General features: G+C 60.5%; 11 protein-coding genes. 1 reads left to right on the forward strand and 10 read right to left on the reverse strand.

Annotated elements, in window-relative coordinates; translation table 11 throughout:
- Nucleotides 1–57 precede the first annotated feature (57 nt).
- Nucleotides 58–5307 (forward strand): NEL-type E3 ubiquitin ligase domain-containing protein, encoded by a 5250-nt coding sequence (locus ACA055_RS02885; protein WP_497682279.1) that lies wholly within the window; start codon nt 58–60, stop codon nt 5305–5307.
- 85 nt (nt 5308–5392) lie between these two features.
- On the opposite strand, the gene ureC is transcribed toward ACA055_RS02885, so the two are convergent.
- From ureC to urtB, 10 genes are all read right to left on the reverse strand, one after another.
- Entirely contained in the window at nt 5393–7093 is a 1701-nt protein-coding gene (gene ureC / locus ACA055_RS02890) for an urease subunit alpha (protein ID WP_497682280.1), read from the reverse strand.
- Nucleotides 7094–7234: 141 nt separating this feature from the next.
- On the reverse strand, nt 7235–7540 hold the full coding sequence (locus tag ACA055_RS02895; RefSeq protein ID WP_497682281.1) for an urease subunit beta: 306 nt from the start codon (nt 7538–7540) through the stop codon (nt 7235–7237).
- Entirely contained in the window at nt 7540–8073 is a 534-nt protein-coding gene (locus ACA055_RS02900) for a GNAT family N-acetyltransferase (protein ID WP_497682282.1), read from the reverse strand. The genes ACA055_RS02895 and ACA055_RS02900 overlap by 1 nt, the downstream gene beginning before the upstream one ends.
- Nucleotides 8074–8079: 6 nt before the next feature.
- A complete protein-coding gene (locus ACA055_RS02905; RefSeq protein WP_497682283.1) occupies nt 8080–8613 on the reverse strand; it encodes a GNAT family N-acetyltransferase in 534 nt (177 codons plus the stop codon).
- Nucleotides 8614–8622: 9 nt separating this feature from the next.
- On the reverse strand, nt 8623–8925 hold the full coding sequence (gene ureA / locus ACA055_RS02910; protein ID WP_497682284.1) for an urease subunit gamma: 303 nt from the start codon (nt 8923–8925) through the stop codon (nt 8623–8625).
- Nucleotides 8926–9084: 159 nt separating this feature from the next.
- Nucleotides 9085–9924, reverse strand: coding sequence for an urease accessory protein UreD (locus tag ACA055_RS02915; RefSeq protein ID WP_497682285.1), 840 nt, complete (start codon nt 9922–9924; stop codon nt 9085–9087).
- Nucleotides 9925–9954: 30 nt separating this feature from the next.
- Nucleotides 9955–10653 carry an urea ABC transporter ATP-binding subunit UrtE gene (gene urtE / locus ACA055_RS02920; RefSeq protein ID WP_008031204.1) on the reverse strand — a complete coding sequence of 233 codons (699 nt, stop codon included), beginning with the start codon at nt 10651–10653 and terminating at the stop codon, nt 9955–9957.
- 131 nt (nt 10654–10784) lie between these two features.
- Complete coding sequence (urtD, locus tag ACA055_RS02925) at nt 10785–11654, reverse strand: urea ABC transporter ATP-binding protein UrtD (protein ID WP_497682286.1); 870 nt, start codon at nt 11652–11654, stop codon at nt 10785–10787.
- The gene (gene urtC, locus ACA055_RS02930; RefSeq protein ID WP_497682287.1) at nt 11651–12730 is read right to left on the reverse strand and encodes an urea ABC transporter permease subunit UrtC; all 1080 of its coding nucleotides are present in this window, start codon (nt 12728–12730) and stop codon (nt 11651–11653) included. The genes urtD and urtC overlap by 4 nt, the downstream gene beginning before the upstream one ends.
- Nucleotides 12730–14232 carry an urea ABC transporter permease subunit UrtB gene (gene urtB / locus ACA055_RS02935; protein WP_497682288.1) on the reverse strand — a complete coding sequence of 501 codons (1503 nt, stop codon included), beginning with the start codon at nt 14230–14232 and terminating at the stop codon, nt 12730–12732. The genes urtC and urtB overlap by 1 nt, the downstream gene beginning before the upstream one ends.
- Nucleotides 14233–14273: the final 41 nt, after the last annotated feature.

Below are 14273 nucleotides of genomic sequence, written 5' to 3' on the forward strand. Positions count from 1 at the left end.
TTTAAACCGAGGTGAATAAGCTGTTGGCTCCTCTCCTGTCATCAAAGTGAATTAACAGTGTCTGATTTGCATGGAAGCAATTCGAAAACTTCTGAAACGATACAGCCCGGGAACAAGGGCATTCATTACAGTCGTGTACTCGACGTTATACCAAGCACCTTTAAAAATGCCTCGACGCCCCGCTTGAAAGCACTACAAGGGTTAAACCCGGTGGTGCCCGACTGGTACATCAAGGCGCGGAAAGTCGATCGCCAATATCTTGAAGAGTTGATTGAAGACCACTGGCGCTTGCAAGAAGTGCTGGATAAGACGCTGGGTAACTTGCAGCAAGACATCAATGTCTTTGCTGAGCCGTTGGTCAAAGAGTTGCTGCAGTCGAACTTCAATAGTGTCGATGACGTTAATGATTTGACCGTTCAACTTGAAATGCCGAGTCGAATTATCTTCGGTATCGACCGGGGCGCCAGTCGTATCCGGCACTCCACGCTGCTGGAAGCGGCGCTGCACAATTTCGAAGCGTCCGAAACCGAAGAGGATGCCTGGCGCGGCAGCTCCGGCATTTACCGCAAGGACGGGCGTGGCAGCCTCACACGCGCTGCTGAAATCAAGTTATCCAGGTTTGCGTCATTGTGCCGAAGCCTGGATATCGGCGGGCAATATCAGCGGCACATCAAGTCGGTGTTGCTGCCCACAGCCCCCAATGCGCGGCAGACTTTGCAACGAAACTCGGTCGCCGGTGAAAAGGCGGCATTTCATACGGCCGCACTGATCGCGCGATTGAAAGGTGATATCAGCGAACACGCCTACGACAAACTTGAGGAGGTACGTGAAAACCGCGCCAACATCACGCTGTACGATCGCCCGCTGCAAGGCCATCGGTTATCGCTGATGGGCTTCAGGTTGACCGGCATTGTGTTGTTCAGTGCAGTCAGCGATCCCTCACTGATAAAGCAAGCCATCGATGCGTTGACGCCCACCACGTTGAAGTTCTGGCTCGATTGGTCCCATCGCGTCCCGGTTTTACCCGCACAGGAATATGAGCGATACAAACTGTTGCAGGCGTTCTTTGCCAATGGCCCGCAGGGTGTGGTCGATGAAGTGGTTCGCAAAGAGGATGTGTACCAACAAAGTCGTTTGTCCGGCCCATTGATTGCTTATGTTCCGGATGATCCGGAGCACCCGTTGAAGGAATACCCGTCGCTGACCGCGTTCATGGAAACGCTGATCGGTCAGCTGAAAAGTACCAATTACCAGGCCTTTTTCAGCCGGTTTGTGGCGCATCAGGACAAGGGTTTTTTTTTCGCGCGGGTCCATGAGCGCCTCACGACGTTCACTTGGCAGCAACGCGAACCCCTCGATATGGGGTCGTGGTGGCGTGAGACGGCAATCGAGAATCCCAACGCAGAACCCATCACCCGCCTCATCACCGGTGATGTGTGGCAGACCCTGTTTATCGAGCGCTGCAACAAGGCCATTGCCGATGCTCGACTCATTGCCGTGCCGACCGACGATGAGGACGCGACGGCTCGTTTCAAACGCTTGACCAGCTTTCTGTCGATCAGTTGGAACCTGTTCAATTTCGCCGCGATGCTGGTACCGGGTGTGGGTGAGGCCATGCTGGCAATCATGGTTGGGCAAATGCTCGCGGAATTAGCCGAAGGCATCGAAGACTGGAGCAAAGGCGATCGAGAACAAGCCTCGGCGTACATCAACGGGGTATTGATCAACTTTGCGCAGTTGGCGCTCATGGGCGCCGGGCACGTTTTACCCGCCGGGGGACTAGCCCCGGTCAGCATCTCGCCTTTCTTCGAAGGGCTCAAACCCGTGGAGTTCGATGGCAAGGAGCGGTTGTGGAACCCGGACCTGCGGCCCTATGAACAGCCGATCACTTTGCCGGTAAACGCACCCGTCAGCGAAGAGGGTTTTTATCGGCATCAGGGGCAGAATCTGTTGCGGCTCGACGACAAGTGTTATGACGTGAAGCAGGACCCGAACACCGGCCAGCACCGTCTTCAGCATCCGACCCGGCCCGACGCTTATCAGCCGTTGCTGGAGCACAACGGTGCCGGCAGCTGGAAGACTGAACTCGATCAACCGCTCGAATGGGGCAAGACCCGATTGCTCCGGCGCCTGGGGCCGGCAGTGGACAGTTTCTCCGACGAAACCCTGGAGCAGATTTCGGTCGTCAGTGGCGTGCACGAGGATGTACTGCGCTGGCTGCACGTGGAGCACGAAACGCCGCCCGCCTCATTGCGCGACACACTCAAGCGCTTCACTGCGTACGCCGATGCCGAGGCTTGTGCAGAACGAATTGTCGACAATCGGATGGATGAGGAATGGGCTGATCTCCTGCCACGTTTCATGACCGAATTGCAGGGCTGGCCCGAGGGCAAGGCCATCGAAGTGTTCGATGGCCCGAACCTGTCGGGCTCGTCGATCAAGGAGGGTTATGCCGGCGCGCTGCCGGCGCATACGTTGCAGATAAGCCGGCAGGCGCTTGTCGCCGGACTGTTGCCTGAGCGTGTTGTCGAGTTCTTTGATGAGCATGAACTTCGTGAAGTCCTCGGTGAATGGCTGGGCGGTGATCGGCAGGCGCGAATCAAATCCATCCGAGAGTTGCTCGGCGGGCAGGCACGAAAATCCCGAAGACGATTGTTCGACACCCTGTATTCCCGTCATGAGCGTTCGGACAACGTGTTGGTGCTCCGGCTCAAAAGCGCCTACCCGGATCTTTCGACCAGCATGGCCGAGGAACTGCTGCGCCATGCAGAGCCCACGGACTTGCAACACTTGAGCGAGAAACAGCGGGTCCCACTGAGCCTGGCGCAACAGGCCCGCCACGCGGAGCAGCAGGTGTGCCTGACTCGTGCTTATGAGGGGCTGTACCTCAGCGAACTGCACAGCACCGATACGACCCGGCTGGCCTTGCACTCGCTTGAGGCCCTGCCAGGCTGGCCGAAGGACTTGCGGCTGGAGATTCGCGAGTATTCGGCGCTGGGCCGATTGAACGACAGTATCGGTCCGGTGGACGCGCCGATCCGCAAGGTGCTGATTGTCGGAGAGGATGGCCAATTCCAGACGCGGGACGCGCTCGATCAACATCTGCACGGAGAAGACACACTGTATGCCGCCGTGTTGCACGCGTTACCCGATACACAACGCACGGCCCTGGGCTTTGATATTCATGAGGCTGAACGGCTGGAGAACCAGATCAAGGCACATCCATTGGCGCGCGACCGGTTTGCGCCGGTGTTGCTGGACAATCCTGTTCTCAAGCCTTCGTACGACCCGGCCATCATGCGTCTCAGGGGCGGCATGCCAGGTTATGCGCAGCAAGTGCCGCACGGTTTGGGGCTGCGTCGTCGGGCCTGCTCGTTGTATCCAGGGTTCACGCAAGAACAAATCGAGACGCTGCTGGTGGAGTTCATGCAGAACGGCGGCTCGGCAAATGAGCGTCTTACCGCGCTGGAGGCGGAGTTCAATCAGTTGAACCGGGTACTGCAACGCTGGCTTAAATCGCCCACCGAATCCTTTCGGTTCGGCGCGGCGGGACTGGCGGAGGGACACTCGCGAAGCCAGTTCTATAAAGCGATCAGGCAATGCTGGCGCAGAACCGGGCCAGCCGGTTCCGAGGCGGCAGGTGTGGTTCTGCCCCAGGCGTTGATGCTGGACGATGTGCCGATGATGGGCCGACACCTGGCGACGTTGCCGAAGCTGGAAGCCAACTTTGACCATGTCACCGCTCTGAGTCTGAGCAATGGCGGGCTCACGTCCGAGCATGCAGCGTTTTTGGGAACGTTCCGCCGGGTCAGGCAACTCAACCTGCAAGGCAACCGACTGACCACCGTTCCGCCTGTGGTCAGCGACATGAGCCATCTGACCGATCTGTACCTCGATCACAACCGTATCGAGCTGGACGCGGTGGCGGTCGCTCGCCTGAAGAAGATGGTCCGTTTGCGGTCTTTAGGATTGAGCGGCAACCCGTTGAAGCTCTCTCCAAACGTCAGTCAGATGCCTCGCCTGCAGACACTGCTGCTGAGTGGAACAGGTCTGGACGGCTGGCCGGTGGGTCTGTTTTCCCAGCCGCGTCCGCACAATGTTCATCTGGATCTGCGCAACAATCTGATCGCCCGGATACCGGAGGTCGCGCCCGGCTCATCTCGCGCGGAGTTGTTGGCGCGCACATTTATCAGTCGAGAACCGCGCTGGATCTCGCCAGAAAATCTGAACACCCTGAGGTTATACACCGAGTCCGTCGGTATGGACCCCGAGCGTCCGTATCCGCCCCGAGGCACGCTGGACACTGTGGACTGGTCGGAGGGCCTGACGGAGGCGCAATGGCAGGCCAGGCAGGATATCTGGCACGACGTCGAAGAAGAATTCGACTCGCTGCCGTTCTTCAATGAAATCCGCAAGCTCACCCAGTCTGCCGACTTCACGGCCGGTGGCGCCTATCGGACGGACTTGACCGCCAAGGTCTGGCGGATGCTCGAGGCCATGGCCCGGAACAGTGAACTGCGGGTCAGGTTGTTCAACGAAGCCGCCACACCCACCGAATGCGTGGACGGTGGGACGCAATTGTTCAACGCCATGGGCATGCAGGTGTTGATCCATGAGGCGTATGCCCTGGGCCGTGTCGACCTGATCGAGCCCCAACTGCTGGAACTGGCGCGGGGCAAGTCCCGCCTGGATGAACTCGGCACCATCGCCCGTCGACGGGTCGCCGCGCGTGTGGCCGCGGGTGAGCGATTCCGGCGGGTAGATGGCCATGGGAATGTCACCGGCACGATCGACGAGGTGGAGGTTCATCTGGCCTACATGACCGATCTGGCCGAGCGTCTGGAGCTGCCGTGGCAGGCGCGGGGCATGCAATTTCGCAGGATTGCCGGGGTGAACCGGCAGATGATCGATGCGGCGTTCGAACGGATCGTGGCGCTGGAGGAAGGGGATTTGCTGGCGGACCGGATCCTTGAGCAACCCGTCTGGAGAAGCTGGCTGGAGGCCGCGAACTCCGAGGAATTGAACGGGTTGAAACGGCAACTGGATGCCACCACCGACTTGCAGGACGCCTTGCAGCGTCGGGCCGAAGGGACCGCCCTGGCGCCCCAGGCAAAAGTCGCTTTGGAGGCAGAGATCGAAGCGCTTTGTCGCGAGTTGGGCAAGGACGAAAATGACTTCACCAATGGTCGGCTCATGAGTGATGAGGAATACGCTCAGGCGCTGAGTGATATCGATCGGCAAATCAAGCAACGGCTGCAAACGCTGACCCGACAAGCGATGGAACGCGCCGGGTTACCGCGGCTTTAAAAAACTCCAGAGTAATCACCAGGACACAGAAAAAGGCCTCGACACGTTGAGTGATCGAGGCCTTTTTTGTGGCAGGTCTACCGGTTCAGAACAGGAAGTAACGCTGGGCCATCGGCAGGGTTTCTGCCGGTTCACACCACAGCAACACACCGTCGGCCTTGACTTGATAGGTCTGCGGATCGACATCAATATCCGGTAGATAGTCGTTGTGGATCAGGTCGGTTTTCTGCACGTCGCGGCAGCCTTTGACCACGGCGATTTTCTTCTTCAAACCCAAGGCTTCAGGCAATCCTGCCGCCTGCGCAGCCTGGCTGATAAAGGTCAGGCTGGTGGCGTGCAGCGAGCCGCCGTAGCTGGCAAACATTGGACGGTAATGCACCGGTTGCGGTGTCGGAATCGAGGCGTTGGCATCGCCCATCAGGCTGGCCGCGATGGCGCCACCCTTGAGGATCAGGGTCGGTTTGACCCCGAAGAACGCCGGGCGCCAGAGCACCAGGTCGGCCCATTTACCCACTTCGATCGAGCCCACTTCATGGCTGATGCCGTGGGTGATCGCCGGGTTGATCGTGTACTTGGCGATGTAGCGTTTGGCGCGGAAGTTGTCGTTGCCCTCGCCATCGCCGGGCAGCGGGCCACGCTGCTTTTTCATCTTGTCGGCGGTCTGCCAGGTGCGGGTGATGACTTCACCGACGCGGCCCATGGCCTGGCTGTCCGAGCTGATCATCGAGAACGCGCCGAGGTCGTGCAGGATGTCTTCGGCAGCGATGGTTTCACGACGGATGCGGCTTTCGGCGAAGGCCACGTCTTCGGCAATGCTTGGGTCCAGGTGATGGCAGACCATCAGCATGTCGAGGTGTTCGTCGATGGTGTTGCGGGTGAACGGCCGGGTCGGGTTGGTGGAGCTCGGCAGCACGTTGGGAAACCCGCAGGCCTTGATGATGTCCGGGGCATGACCGCCACCGGCACCTTCGGTGTGGTAGGTGTGGATCGTGCGGCCCTTGAAGGCGGCGAGGGTAGTTTCGACGAAGCCCGATTCGTTGAGGGTGTCGGTGTGGATCGCCACCTGCACGTCGTACTGATCGGCCACGGTCAGGCAGTTGTCGATGCTCGCTGGCGTCGTGCCCCAGTCTTCGTGCAGCTTCAGGCCGATGGCGCCGGCCTTGACCTGCTCGATCAACGGTTCCGGCAGGCTGGCGTTGCCCTTGCCGGTGAAGCCGATGTTCATCGGGAACGCGTCGGCAGCCTGGAGCATGCGCGCCAGGTGCCACGGGCCAGAGGTGCAGGTGGTGGCGTTCGTGCCGGTGGCGGGACCGGTGCCGCCGCCGATCATGGTGGTGACGCCGCTCATCAGCGCTTCTTCGATCTGCTGCGGGCAGATGAAATGGATGTGCGTGTCGATGCCGCCCGCGGTGAGGATCATGCCTTCACCGGCGATGACTTCGGTGCTGGCGCCGACCGCGATGGTGACGTTCGGCTGGATGTCCGGGTTGCCGGCCTTGCCGATGGCGGCGATGCGACCGTCCTTGAGGCCGACGTCTGCCTTGACGATGCCCCAGTGGTCGATGATCAGCGCGTTGGTGATCAGGGTGTCGACCACTTCGGCGGCGAGTAACTGGCTTTGACCCTGGCCGTCGCGGATGACTTTGCCGCCGCCGAATTTCACTTCTTCGCCGTAGGTGGTGAAGTCCTGCTCCACTTCAATCCACAGCTCGGTGTCGGCCAGGCGGACCTTGTCACCGACGGTTGGGCCGAACATGTCGGCGTAGGCTTGACGGGAAATCTTCATTCGTTCGCCTTGAGATTCAATTGAATTTGAGACTGTTCGCTTAGCTCACAGATTCGCGAGCAAGCCCGCTCCCACAGGGGAACGCGATCAACTGTGGGAGCGGGCTTGCTCGCGAAGGGGCCAGTACAGGCGCTGCATGATTTAGAGATCACCCATGATCCGCCCGGCAAACCCGAACACCCGGCGATGCCCGGCCAGGTCGACCAGCTCGACCTCGCGGCTCTGCCCCGGTTCGAAGCGCACGGCGGTGCCGGCGGGGATGTTCAGGCGCATGCCGCGGCTGGCGGCACGGTCGAAGGTCAGGGCGTCGTTGGTTTCGAAAAAGTGGTAATGCGAGCCGACCTGGATCGGCCGGTCGCCGCTGTTGGCCACGCTCAAGCTGACGGTGCGGCGGCCAACATTGAGTTCGATGTCGCCGGGCTGGATCTGGTATTCACCGGGAATCATCAATGGGCTCCTTGCAGAATCTTGTAGTAGAGGGCGGTCGGTTTGTACTGGCCGCTCGGGTCGCAGGCGTAGTCGGGAATTTCACCGGCCTTGGTGTAGCCCAGGGCCTTGTAGAAGTCTTCGGCAGGGGAGCCGGCCTCGGTGTCGAGGTAGAGCATGCCGCGTTTGTGCGAGAGGGCGGCTTGTTCCAAAGCGCTCATCAACTGTTGGCCCAGGCCGCGACGCCGCGCGTGTTCACGCACCAGCAGTTTTTGTACTTCAGCGCGGTTCAGGCCATTGGTTTTCTGGCACAGGGTCAGTTGCACGCTGGCTTGTACCTGCTCGTCCTTGACCACCACCCACAGCAGCACGTTGCCCTTGTTCAGGTTCTCTTGAACTTCATCGAAATACGCACGGGCCGAAGTGGCGTCCAGATTGGCCATGAACCCGACACTGGCGCCATAGCCGACGGCGTCGAGCAGCAGATCAATCAAACCCTGACGATAGTGCGCAAAGCTTTCAACATTGACGCGTCGCAGTTGGGCGGCGTTCATCGGGCGTTACTCCTTGTTGGCGGGCGGCGGCTCCGCGCCAGGATTGAGGGTCAGTTGCATGAACGTCAGGTCCAGCCAGCGGCCAAATTTGGTGCCCACCTGGGGCATCTGCCCGGTGGTCAAGAAACCGGCTCGCTCATGCAGACGAATGGACGCGGCATTACCGCTTTCGATGGCGGCGACCATGATGTGCTTGTCACACCCTTTGGCGCGTTCGATCAGCACGGTCATCAGCTGTGGGCCTAGACCGTTGCCGCGCTGATCGCTGCGCACGTACACCGAGTGCTCGACGGTATGACGGAAACCGTCGAATGGCCGCCAGTCACCAAATGAAGCGTAGCCCAGCACTGTGTTGTCGCCGTCGACGATCACCAAAATCGGATAACCCTGGGACTGTCGGGCACTGAACCACGCTTGGCGGTTGCCCAGGTCGACGGCCTGTTCGTTCCAGATCGCCGTGGTGTTGAGTACGGCGTCGTTGTAGATGTCGCGGATTGCCGGTAGATCGGCATGCAGCGCATCGCGGATGTGGTAGCTCATGGCGCGGCCTCAGGCGATCGGTTGGTGAACGGTGACCAGTTTGGTGCCATCGGGGAAGGTCGCTTCAACCTGGATCTCCGGGATCATTTCCGGGATGCCTTCCATCACTTGTTCGCGGCTGAGCAGGGTGGTGCCCAAGTGCATCAGCTCGGCCACGGTCTGGCCGTCACGAGCGCCTTCGAGCAGCGCCGCGGAGATATAAGCCATGGCTTCCGGGTAGTTGAGTTTCACACCGCGCGCCAAACGCCGCTCGGCCACGAGGCCGGCGGTGAAGATCAGCAGCTTGTCTTTTTCGCGTGGGGTCAGGTCCATTGTTGGAATCCATCAGGGCAGATAAAAAGGTGTTGGACTTGTAAACACAAATCCCCTGTGGGAGCGGGCTTGCTCGCGAATGCGGTGTGTCATTCAACTTCAATGCTGACTGGCCCAGCGCATTCGCGAGCAAGCCCGCTCCCACATTTGAATCGCATTTCAGGTGCTCCATATTCTTGGAGGGACGGCTTCACGACCGAGCAATGCAGGCCTTAGCAATCGCCACAAATCAATCAGCCAACCACGTGCCAGCAACGCTTCACTGGCCAGGCACCGAGCAACCAAAAGTCCCGGCAGCTGCGTCAAATCTCCGCGCACATCATTGGGCAGCGAACGGCACGTCTCCAGCAATTCGCTATCAACTTCGCCCGTCACCAACAACGTCGCAAACACCGGTTGTCCATCCAGGCCAATCGGCGAATCGAGCAAGCCATCACCCCCGACAATGCGCTGGCGTTCGTGCCAGAGCAACTGACCGTCGCGGCGGATATCCAATTGCGCCTGGAAGTGCCCGAGGTCGAAGCGCTCGCCGCTGGCCGGGCGACCCAGGGCGACCACGTCCCAGTAAAACAGACGCGCTTCGCCTTCCAGGTCGATGGAGGTGCGGAGCTCGGCCTGGGCCGCGCTGAAAATAATCGTCTCTTGTGGCAGCCATTCCAGTGTCGCACCGCTCGCCACCTTCAAGTCCAGCTGCTGATAGGCGGGGCCGGCAGCGCGATACCACTTGGCCGCGCCGGGGCTGGTGATTTGCGCCCAGGCATCGCGACCGACACTGGCCGAAATATCCAGTCGGTCACCACCGGCAATCCCGCCTGGCGGGTGAACGATGATGTGCTGGCAGACTTCCGGTCCTTCGGCGTACAGATGCTTTTGCACCCGCAGCGGACCTTTATGGCGGCGCTGAACCGGGCGCGTGCTGTCGCCGAATCGGGCGTAGCCCAGCTCCAGCTCGGCGTGCCAGCTTGGGGTGAACAGGGCAGTAGTGGCAGGTAAATTCATGGTTTCTAATTATCGTTAGGACGCTACAGATTAGATCGTAACCAGACCGCGCACACCTTCGGCTTCCATATTTTCGCCGCGGCCCTGCTGCACGATCTCGCCCCGGGACATCACCAGGTATTGATCGGCCAGTTCGGCGGCGAAATCGTAGAACTGCTCCACCAGCAGAATAGCCATGTCGCCACGGGCCGCGAGCTTCTTGATCACCGCGCCGATTTCCTTGATCACCGACGGCTGGATGCCTTCGGTGGGCTCGTCAAGAATCAGCAAGCGGGGACGGCTGGCCAGCGCTCTTCCGATTGCAAGCTGCTGCTGTTGCCCACCGGACAAGTCACCGCCACGGCGTTGCTTCATTTGCAGCAGCACCGGGAACAGCTCGTAGATGAACGCCGGGACTTCCTTGGCTTCGGAGCCAGGAAACCGCGACAGACCCATCAACAGGTTCTCTTCCACGGTCAGCCGGCCGAAGATTTCGCGACCCTGTGGCACGTAAGCGATGCCCGCGTGCACCCGTTGGTGCGGCTTGAAGGTGGTGATCGGTTTGCCTTCCCAGTTCACCGCACCTTCCTTGGCCGGCAGCAAGCCCATCAGGCACTTGAGCAGGGTGGTCTTGCCGACGCCGTTGCGCCCCAGCAGGCAGGTGACTTCACCGACCTTCACGTCAAACGTCAGGCCCCGCAGGATGTGGCTACCGCCGTAATACTGGTGCAGCTTGTCGACTTGCAGCATCTTTTGTTTCTCCTCGAACCCCTGTGAGAGCAGGCTTGCTCGCGAAAGCGGACTTACATTCACCATTTGCGTTGCTTGACACACCGCTTTCGCGAGCAAGCCCGCTCCCACATTGGAAGGTGTTCACAGGTCTAGCGACCGAGATAAACCTCAATCACCCGCTCGTTATCCTGCACCTGCTCCAGCGACCCTTCGGCCAGCACGCTGCCTTGGTGCAACACGGTGACGTGGTCGGCGATGGAGCCGACGAAACCCATGTCGTGTTCCACCACCATCAGCGAATGTTTGCCCGCCAGGCTTTTGAACAGCTCGGCGGTGAATTCGGTTTCGGCGTCGGTCATGCCCGCCACCGGTTCGTCGAGCAGCAGCAGTTGCGGGTCCTGCATCAGCAACATGCCGATTTCCAGAAACTGCTTCTGACCGTGGGACAACAAGCCCGCCGGGCGGTTGACCGAAGTGGTCAGGCGAATGGTGTCCAGCACTTCGCTGATGCGATCTTTCTGTTCGCCGGTCAAACGAGCCCGTAGGCTAGCCCACACCGACTTGTCGGTTTTCTGCGCCAGCTCCAGGTTTTCAAACACGCTAAGCGCTTCGAACACCGTCGGCTTCTGGAACTTGCGACCGATGCCGGCCTGGGCGATCTGCACTTCGCTCATCTGCGTCAGGTCGAGGGTTTCACCGAACCAGGCCTTGCCGTGACTCGGGCGAGTCTTGCCGGTGATCACGTCCATCAACGTGGTTTTGCCCGCGCCGTTGGGGCCGATGATGCAGCGCAGTTCGCCGACGCCGATGTACAGGTTCAGATTGTTCAGCGCCTTGAAACCATCGAAGCTGACGCTGATGTCTTCCAGGGTCAGGATGGTGCCGTGGCGGGTATCGAGGCCGGGGCCGACGCGTTGGCCGAGGCCGATGGCGTCGCGGCTGCTGCCGGCATCCTTGTTGGGCTCCACTGGGAAAAAGGCCGGTTCGAGCATAAATTCCGCCGTTGGTGTGATTCTCATTGATCGCCCCTTTTCTTCAACAGACCGATCACGCCTTTGGGCAGATACAAGGTCACGACGATGAACAGCGCGCCGAGGAAGAACAGCCAGTATTCCGGGAACGCCACGGTGAACCAGCTCTTCATGCCGTTCACTACACCGGCGCCGAGTAACGGGCCGATCAGCGTGCCGCGTCCGCCGAGGGCAACCCAAACCGCAGCTTCGATCGAGTTGGTCGGCGACATTTCACTCGGGTTGATGATGCCGACTTGCGGCACGTACAACGCCCCCGCCAGACCGCACAGCACCGCGCTCAAGACCCAGACAAACAGCTTGAAACCGCGTGGATCGTAGCCGCAGAACATCAGGCGGTTTTCCGCATCCCGCAGCGCCGTCAGCACTCGGCCAAACTTGCTCTGCGCCAGGCGCCAACCGATGAACAGGCTGGCCACCAGCAACACCACCGTGGCGAAAAAAAGCACCGCGCGGGTGCTCGGCTCGGTGATGCCGAAGCCGAGAATGGTGCGAAAGTTGGTAAAGCCGTTGTTGCCGCCGAAGCCGGTTTCGTTGCGGAAGAACAGCAGCATTCCGGCGAAGGTCAAGGCCTGGGTCATGATCGAGAAGTACACGCCCTTGATCCGCGAGCGGAAGGCGAAGAAACCGAACACCAGCGCGAGCAACCCCGGCGCCAACACCACTAGACACATCGACCAGAGGAAGCTGCTGGTGCCGGTCCAGTACCACGGCAATTCGGTCCACGACAGGAAGGTCATGAACGCCGGCAAGCCATCACCCGAGGCCTGGCGCATCAGGTACATGCCCATGGCGTAACCGCCGAGGGCGAAGAACAGGCCATGGCCGAGGGACAGCAGACCGGCGTAACCCCAGACCAGATCCAGTGCCAGGGCGACGATGGCGTAGCACAGAATTTTGCCCACCAACGTCAGTGTGTATGCGGAAACGTGAAACGCACTGTCTGGCGACAACAACGACAGCAGTGGCAACGCCAGCAGTAGAAGAAGGATCACCGCGCCAACGGCAATCGTGACTTTGGGGCCGGCCTTTTGAGTGGCCGTGAGCATCAGAGGCTGGTTCATCAGTCGATCACCCGTCCTTTCAGTGCGAAGAGGCCTTGCGGACGTTTCTGGATAAACAGAATGATCAGCGCGAGGATCAGGATCTTGCCGAGTACGGCACCGATTTGCGGTTCGAGAATCTTGTTGGCGATGCCCAACCCGAAGGCTGCCAGTACGCTACCAGCCAACTGGCCGACACCCCCGAGCACCACCACCAGGAACGAGTCGATGATGTAACTCTGGCCGAGGTCCGGGCCAACGTTGCCGATCTGGCTCAGTGCAACACCACCGAGACCGGCAATGCCCGAGCCGAGGCCGAAGGCGAGCATGTCCACGCGCCCGGTCGGCACGCCGCAGCAAGCGGCCATGTTGCGATTCTGGGTAACGGCACGCACGTTCAAACCCAGGCGCGTCTTGTTCAGCAGCAGCCAGGTCAGCACCACCACAAACAAGGCGAAGGCGATGATCACGATGCGGTTGTACGGCAGCACCAGATTGGGCAGCACTTGAATCCCGCCCGACAACCACGCCGGGTTGGCCACTTCGACGTTCTGCGCGCCGAACACCAGTCGCACCAGCTGAATCAGCATCAGGCTGATGCCCCAGGTGGCGAGCAGGGTTTCCAGCGGGCGGCCGTAGAGGTGACGAATCACCGTGCGCTCCAGCGCCATACCGATGGCCGCGGTGACGAAAAATGCCACCGGCAATGCGATCAGCGGATAGAACTCGATGGCTTGGGGGGCGAAGCGCTGGAACATCAACTGCACCACGTACGTCGAGTACGCGCCGAGCATCAGCATTTCACCGTGAGCCATGTTGATCACGCCCAGCAGGCCGAAGGTGATTGCCAGACCGAGGGCCGCGAGCAGCAGGATCGAACCGAGGGACATGCCGCTGAAGGCCTGGCCGAGGATCTCGCCGATCAGCAGTTTGCGTTTGACTTGAGCGAGGCTGGTTTCGGCGGCGGTACGCACGTTGGCGTCAGCTTCGACGCCGGGCGCCAGCAGACTTTCGAGGCGGGTGCGGGCCAGTGGGTCGCCGGTTTCGCCGAGCAGACGCACTGCAGCGAGGCGCACCGCCGGGTCGGCGTCCACCAGCTGCAGATTGGCCAGGGCCAGACTCAGAGCAGCGTGAACGCTTTCATCTTTTTCGCCAGCCAGTTGCTGGTCGAGGAACTTCAGCTGCGCCGGTTTTGCGCTTTTCTGCAATTGCTGCGCGGCGGCCAGACGGATATTGGCGTCGGCGGCGAGCAACTGGTGGCTGGCCAGCGCGGTGTCGATCAGACCCCGCAGGCGGTTGTTCAGGCGCAGGGTTTTGGGTTGGCCGTCGATGGTCAACTCGCCTTGTTGCAGGGCGTTGATCAGTTCGACACGGGCCGGGTCGGGCTGCGCGGCCCAGGCTTCCAGAAGCTTGGCTTGCTGCACGGGATTGGCCGCGACGAAGTCTTCGGCGTCGCCGGCGTGGGCGGCCATCGGCAATAGCAGCGCGAGGGCGAGGATCAAACGGTAAAGGGCAGTGGGCATGTCATTGGCCTTGCGCGGACTAAATGTGGGAGCGGCGGTGC

Source organism: Pseudomonas sp. LBUM1657, from assembly GCF_059716075.1.

What these genes read in the sequence shown, in the direction of transcription:
- urtD (WP_497682286.1), bottom strand. Translation starts at nt 11,654, where the DNA reads ATGAGAATCACACCAACGGCGGAATTTATGCTCGAACCGGCCTTTTTC.
- ACA055_RS02900 (WP_497682282.1), bottom strand. Translation starts at nt 8,073, where the DNA reads ATGAACGCCGCCCAACTGCGACGCGTCAATGTTGAAAGCTTTGCGCAC.
- urtC (WP_497682287.1), bottom strand. Translation starts at nt 12,730, where the DNA reads ATGAACCAGCCTCTGATGCTCACGGCCACTCAAAAGGCCGGCCCCAAA.
- urtE (WP_008031204.1), bottom strand. Translation starts at nt 10,653, where the DNA reads ATGCTGCAAGTCGACAAGCTGCACCAGTATTACGGCGGTAGCCACATC.
- ACA055_RS02895 (WP_497682281.1), bottom strand. Translation starts at nt 7,540, where the DNA reads ATGATTCCCGGTGAATACCAGATCCAGCCCGGCGACATCGAACTCAAT.
- ureA (WP_497682284.1), bottom strand. Translation starts at nt 8,925, where the DNA reads ATGGACCTGACCCCACGCGAAAAAGACAAGCTGCTGATCTTCACCGCC.
- urtB (WP_497682288.1), bottom strand. Translation starts at nt 14,232, where the DNA reads ATGCCCACTGCCCTTTACCGTTTGATCCTCGCCCTCGCGCTGCTATTG.
- ureC (WP_497682280.1), bottom strand. Translation starts at nt 7,093, where the DNA reads ATGAAGATTTCCCGTCAAGCCTACGCCGACATGTTCGGCCCAACCGTC.
- ACA055_RS02915 (WP_497682285.1), bottom strand. Translation starts at nt 9,924, where the DNA reads ATGAATTTACCTGCCACTACTGCCCTGTTCACCCCAAGCTGGCACGCC.
- ACA055_RS02905 (WP_497682283.1), bottom strand. Translation starts at nt 8,613, where the DNA reads ATGAGCTACCACATCCGCGATGCGCTGCATGCCGATCTACCGGCAATC.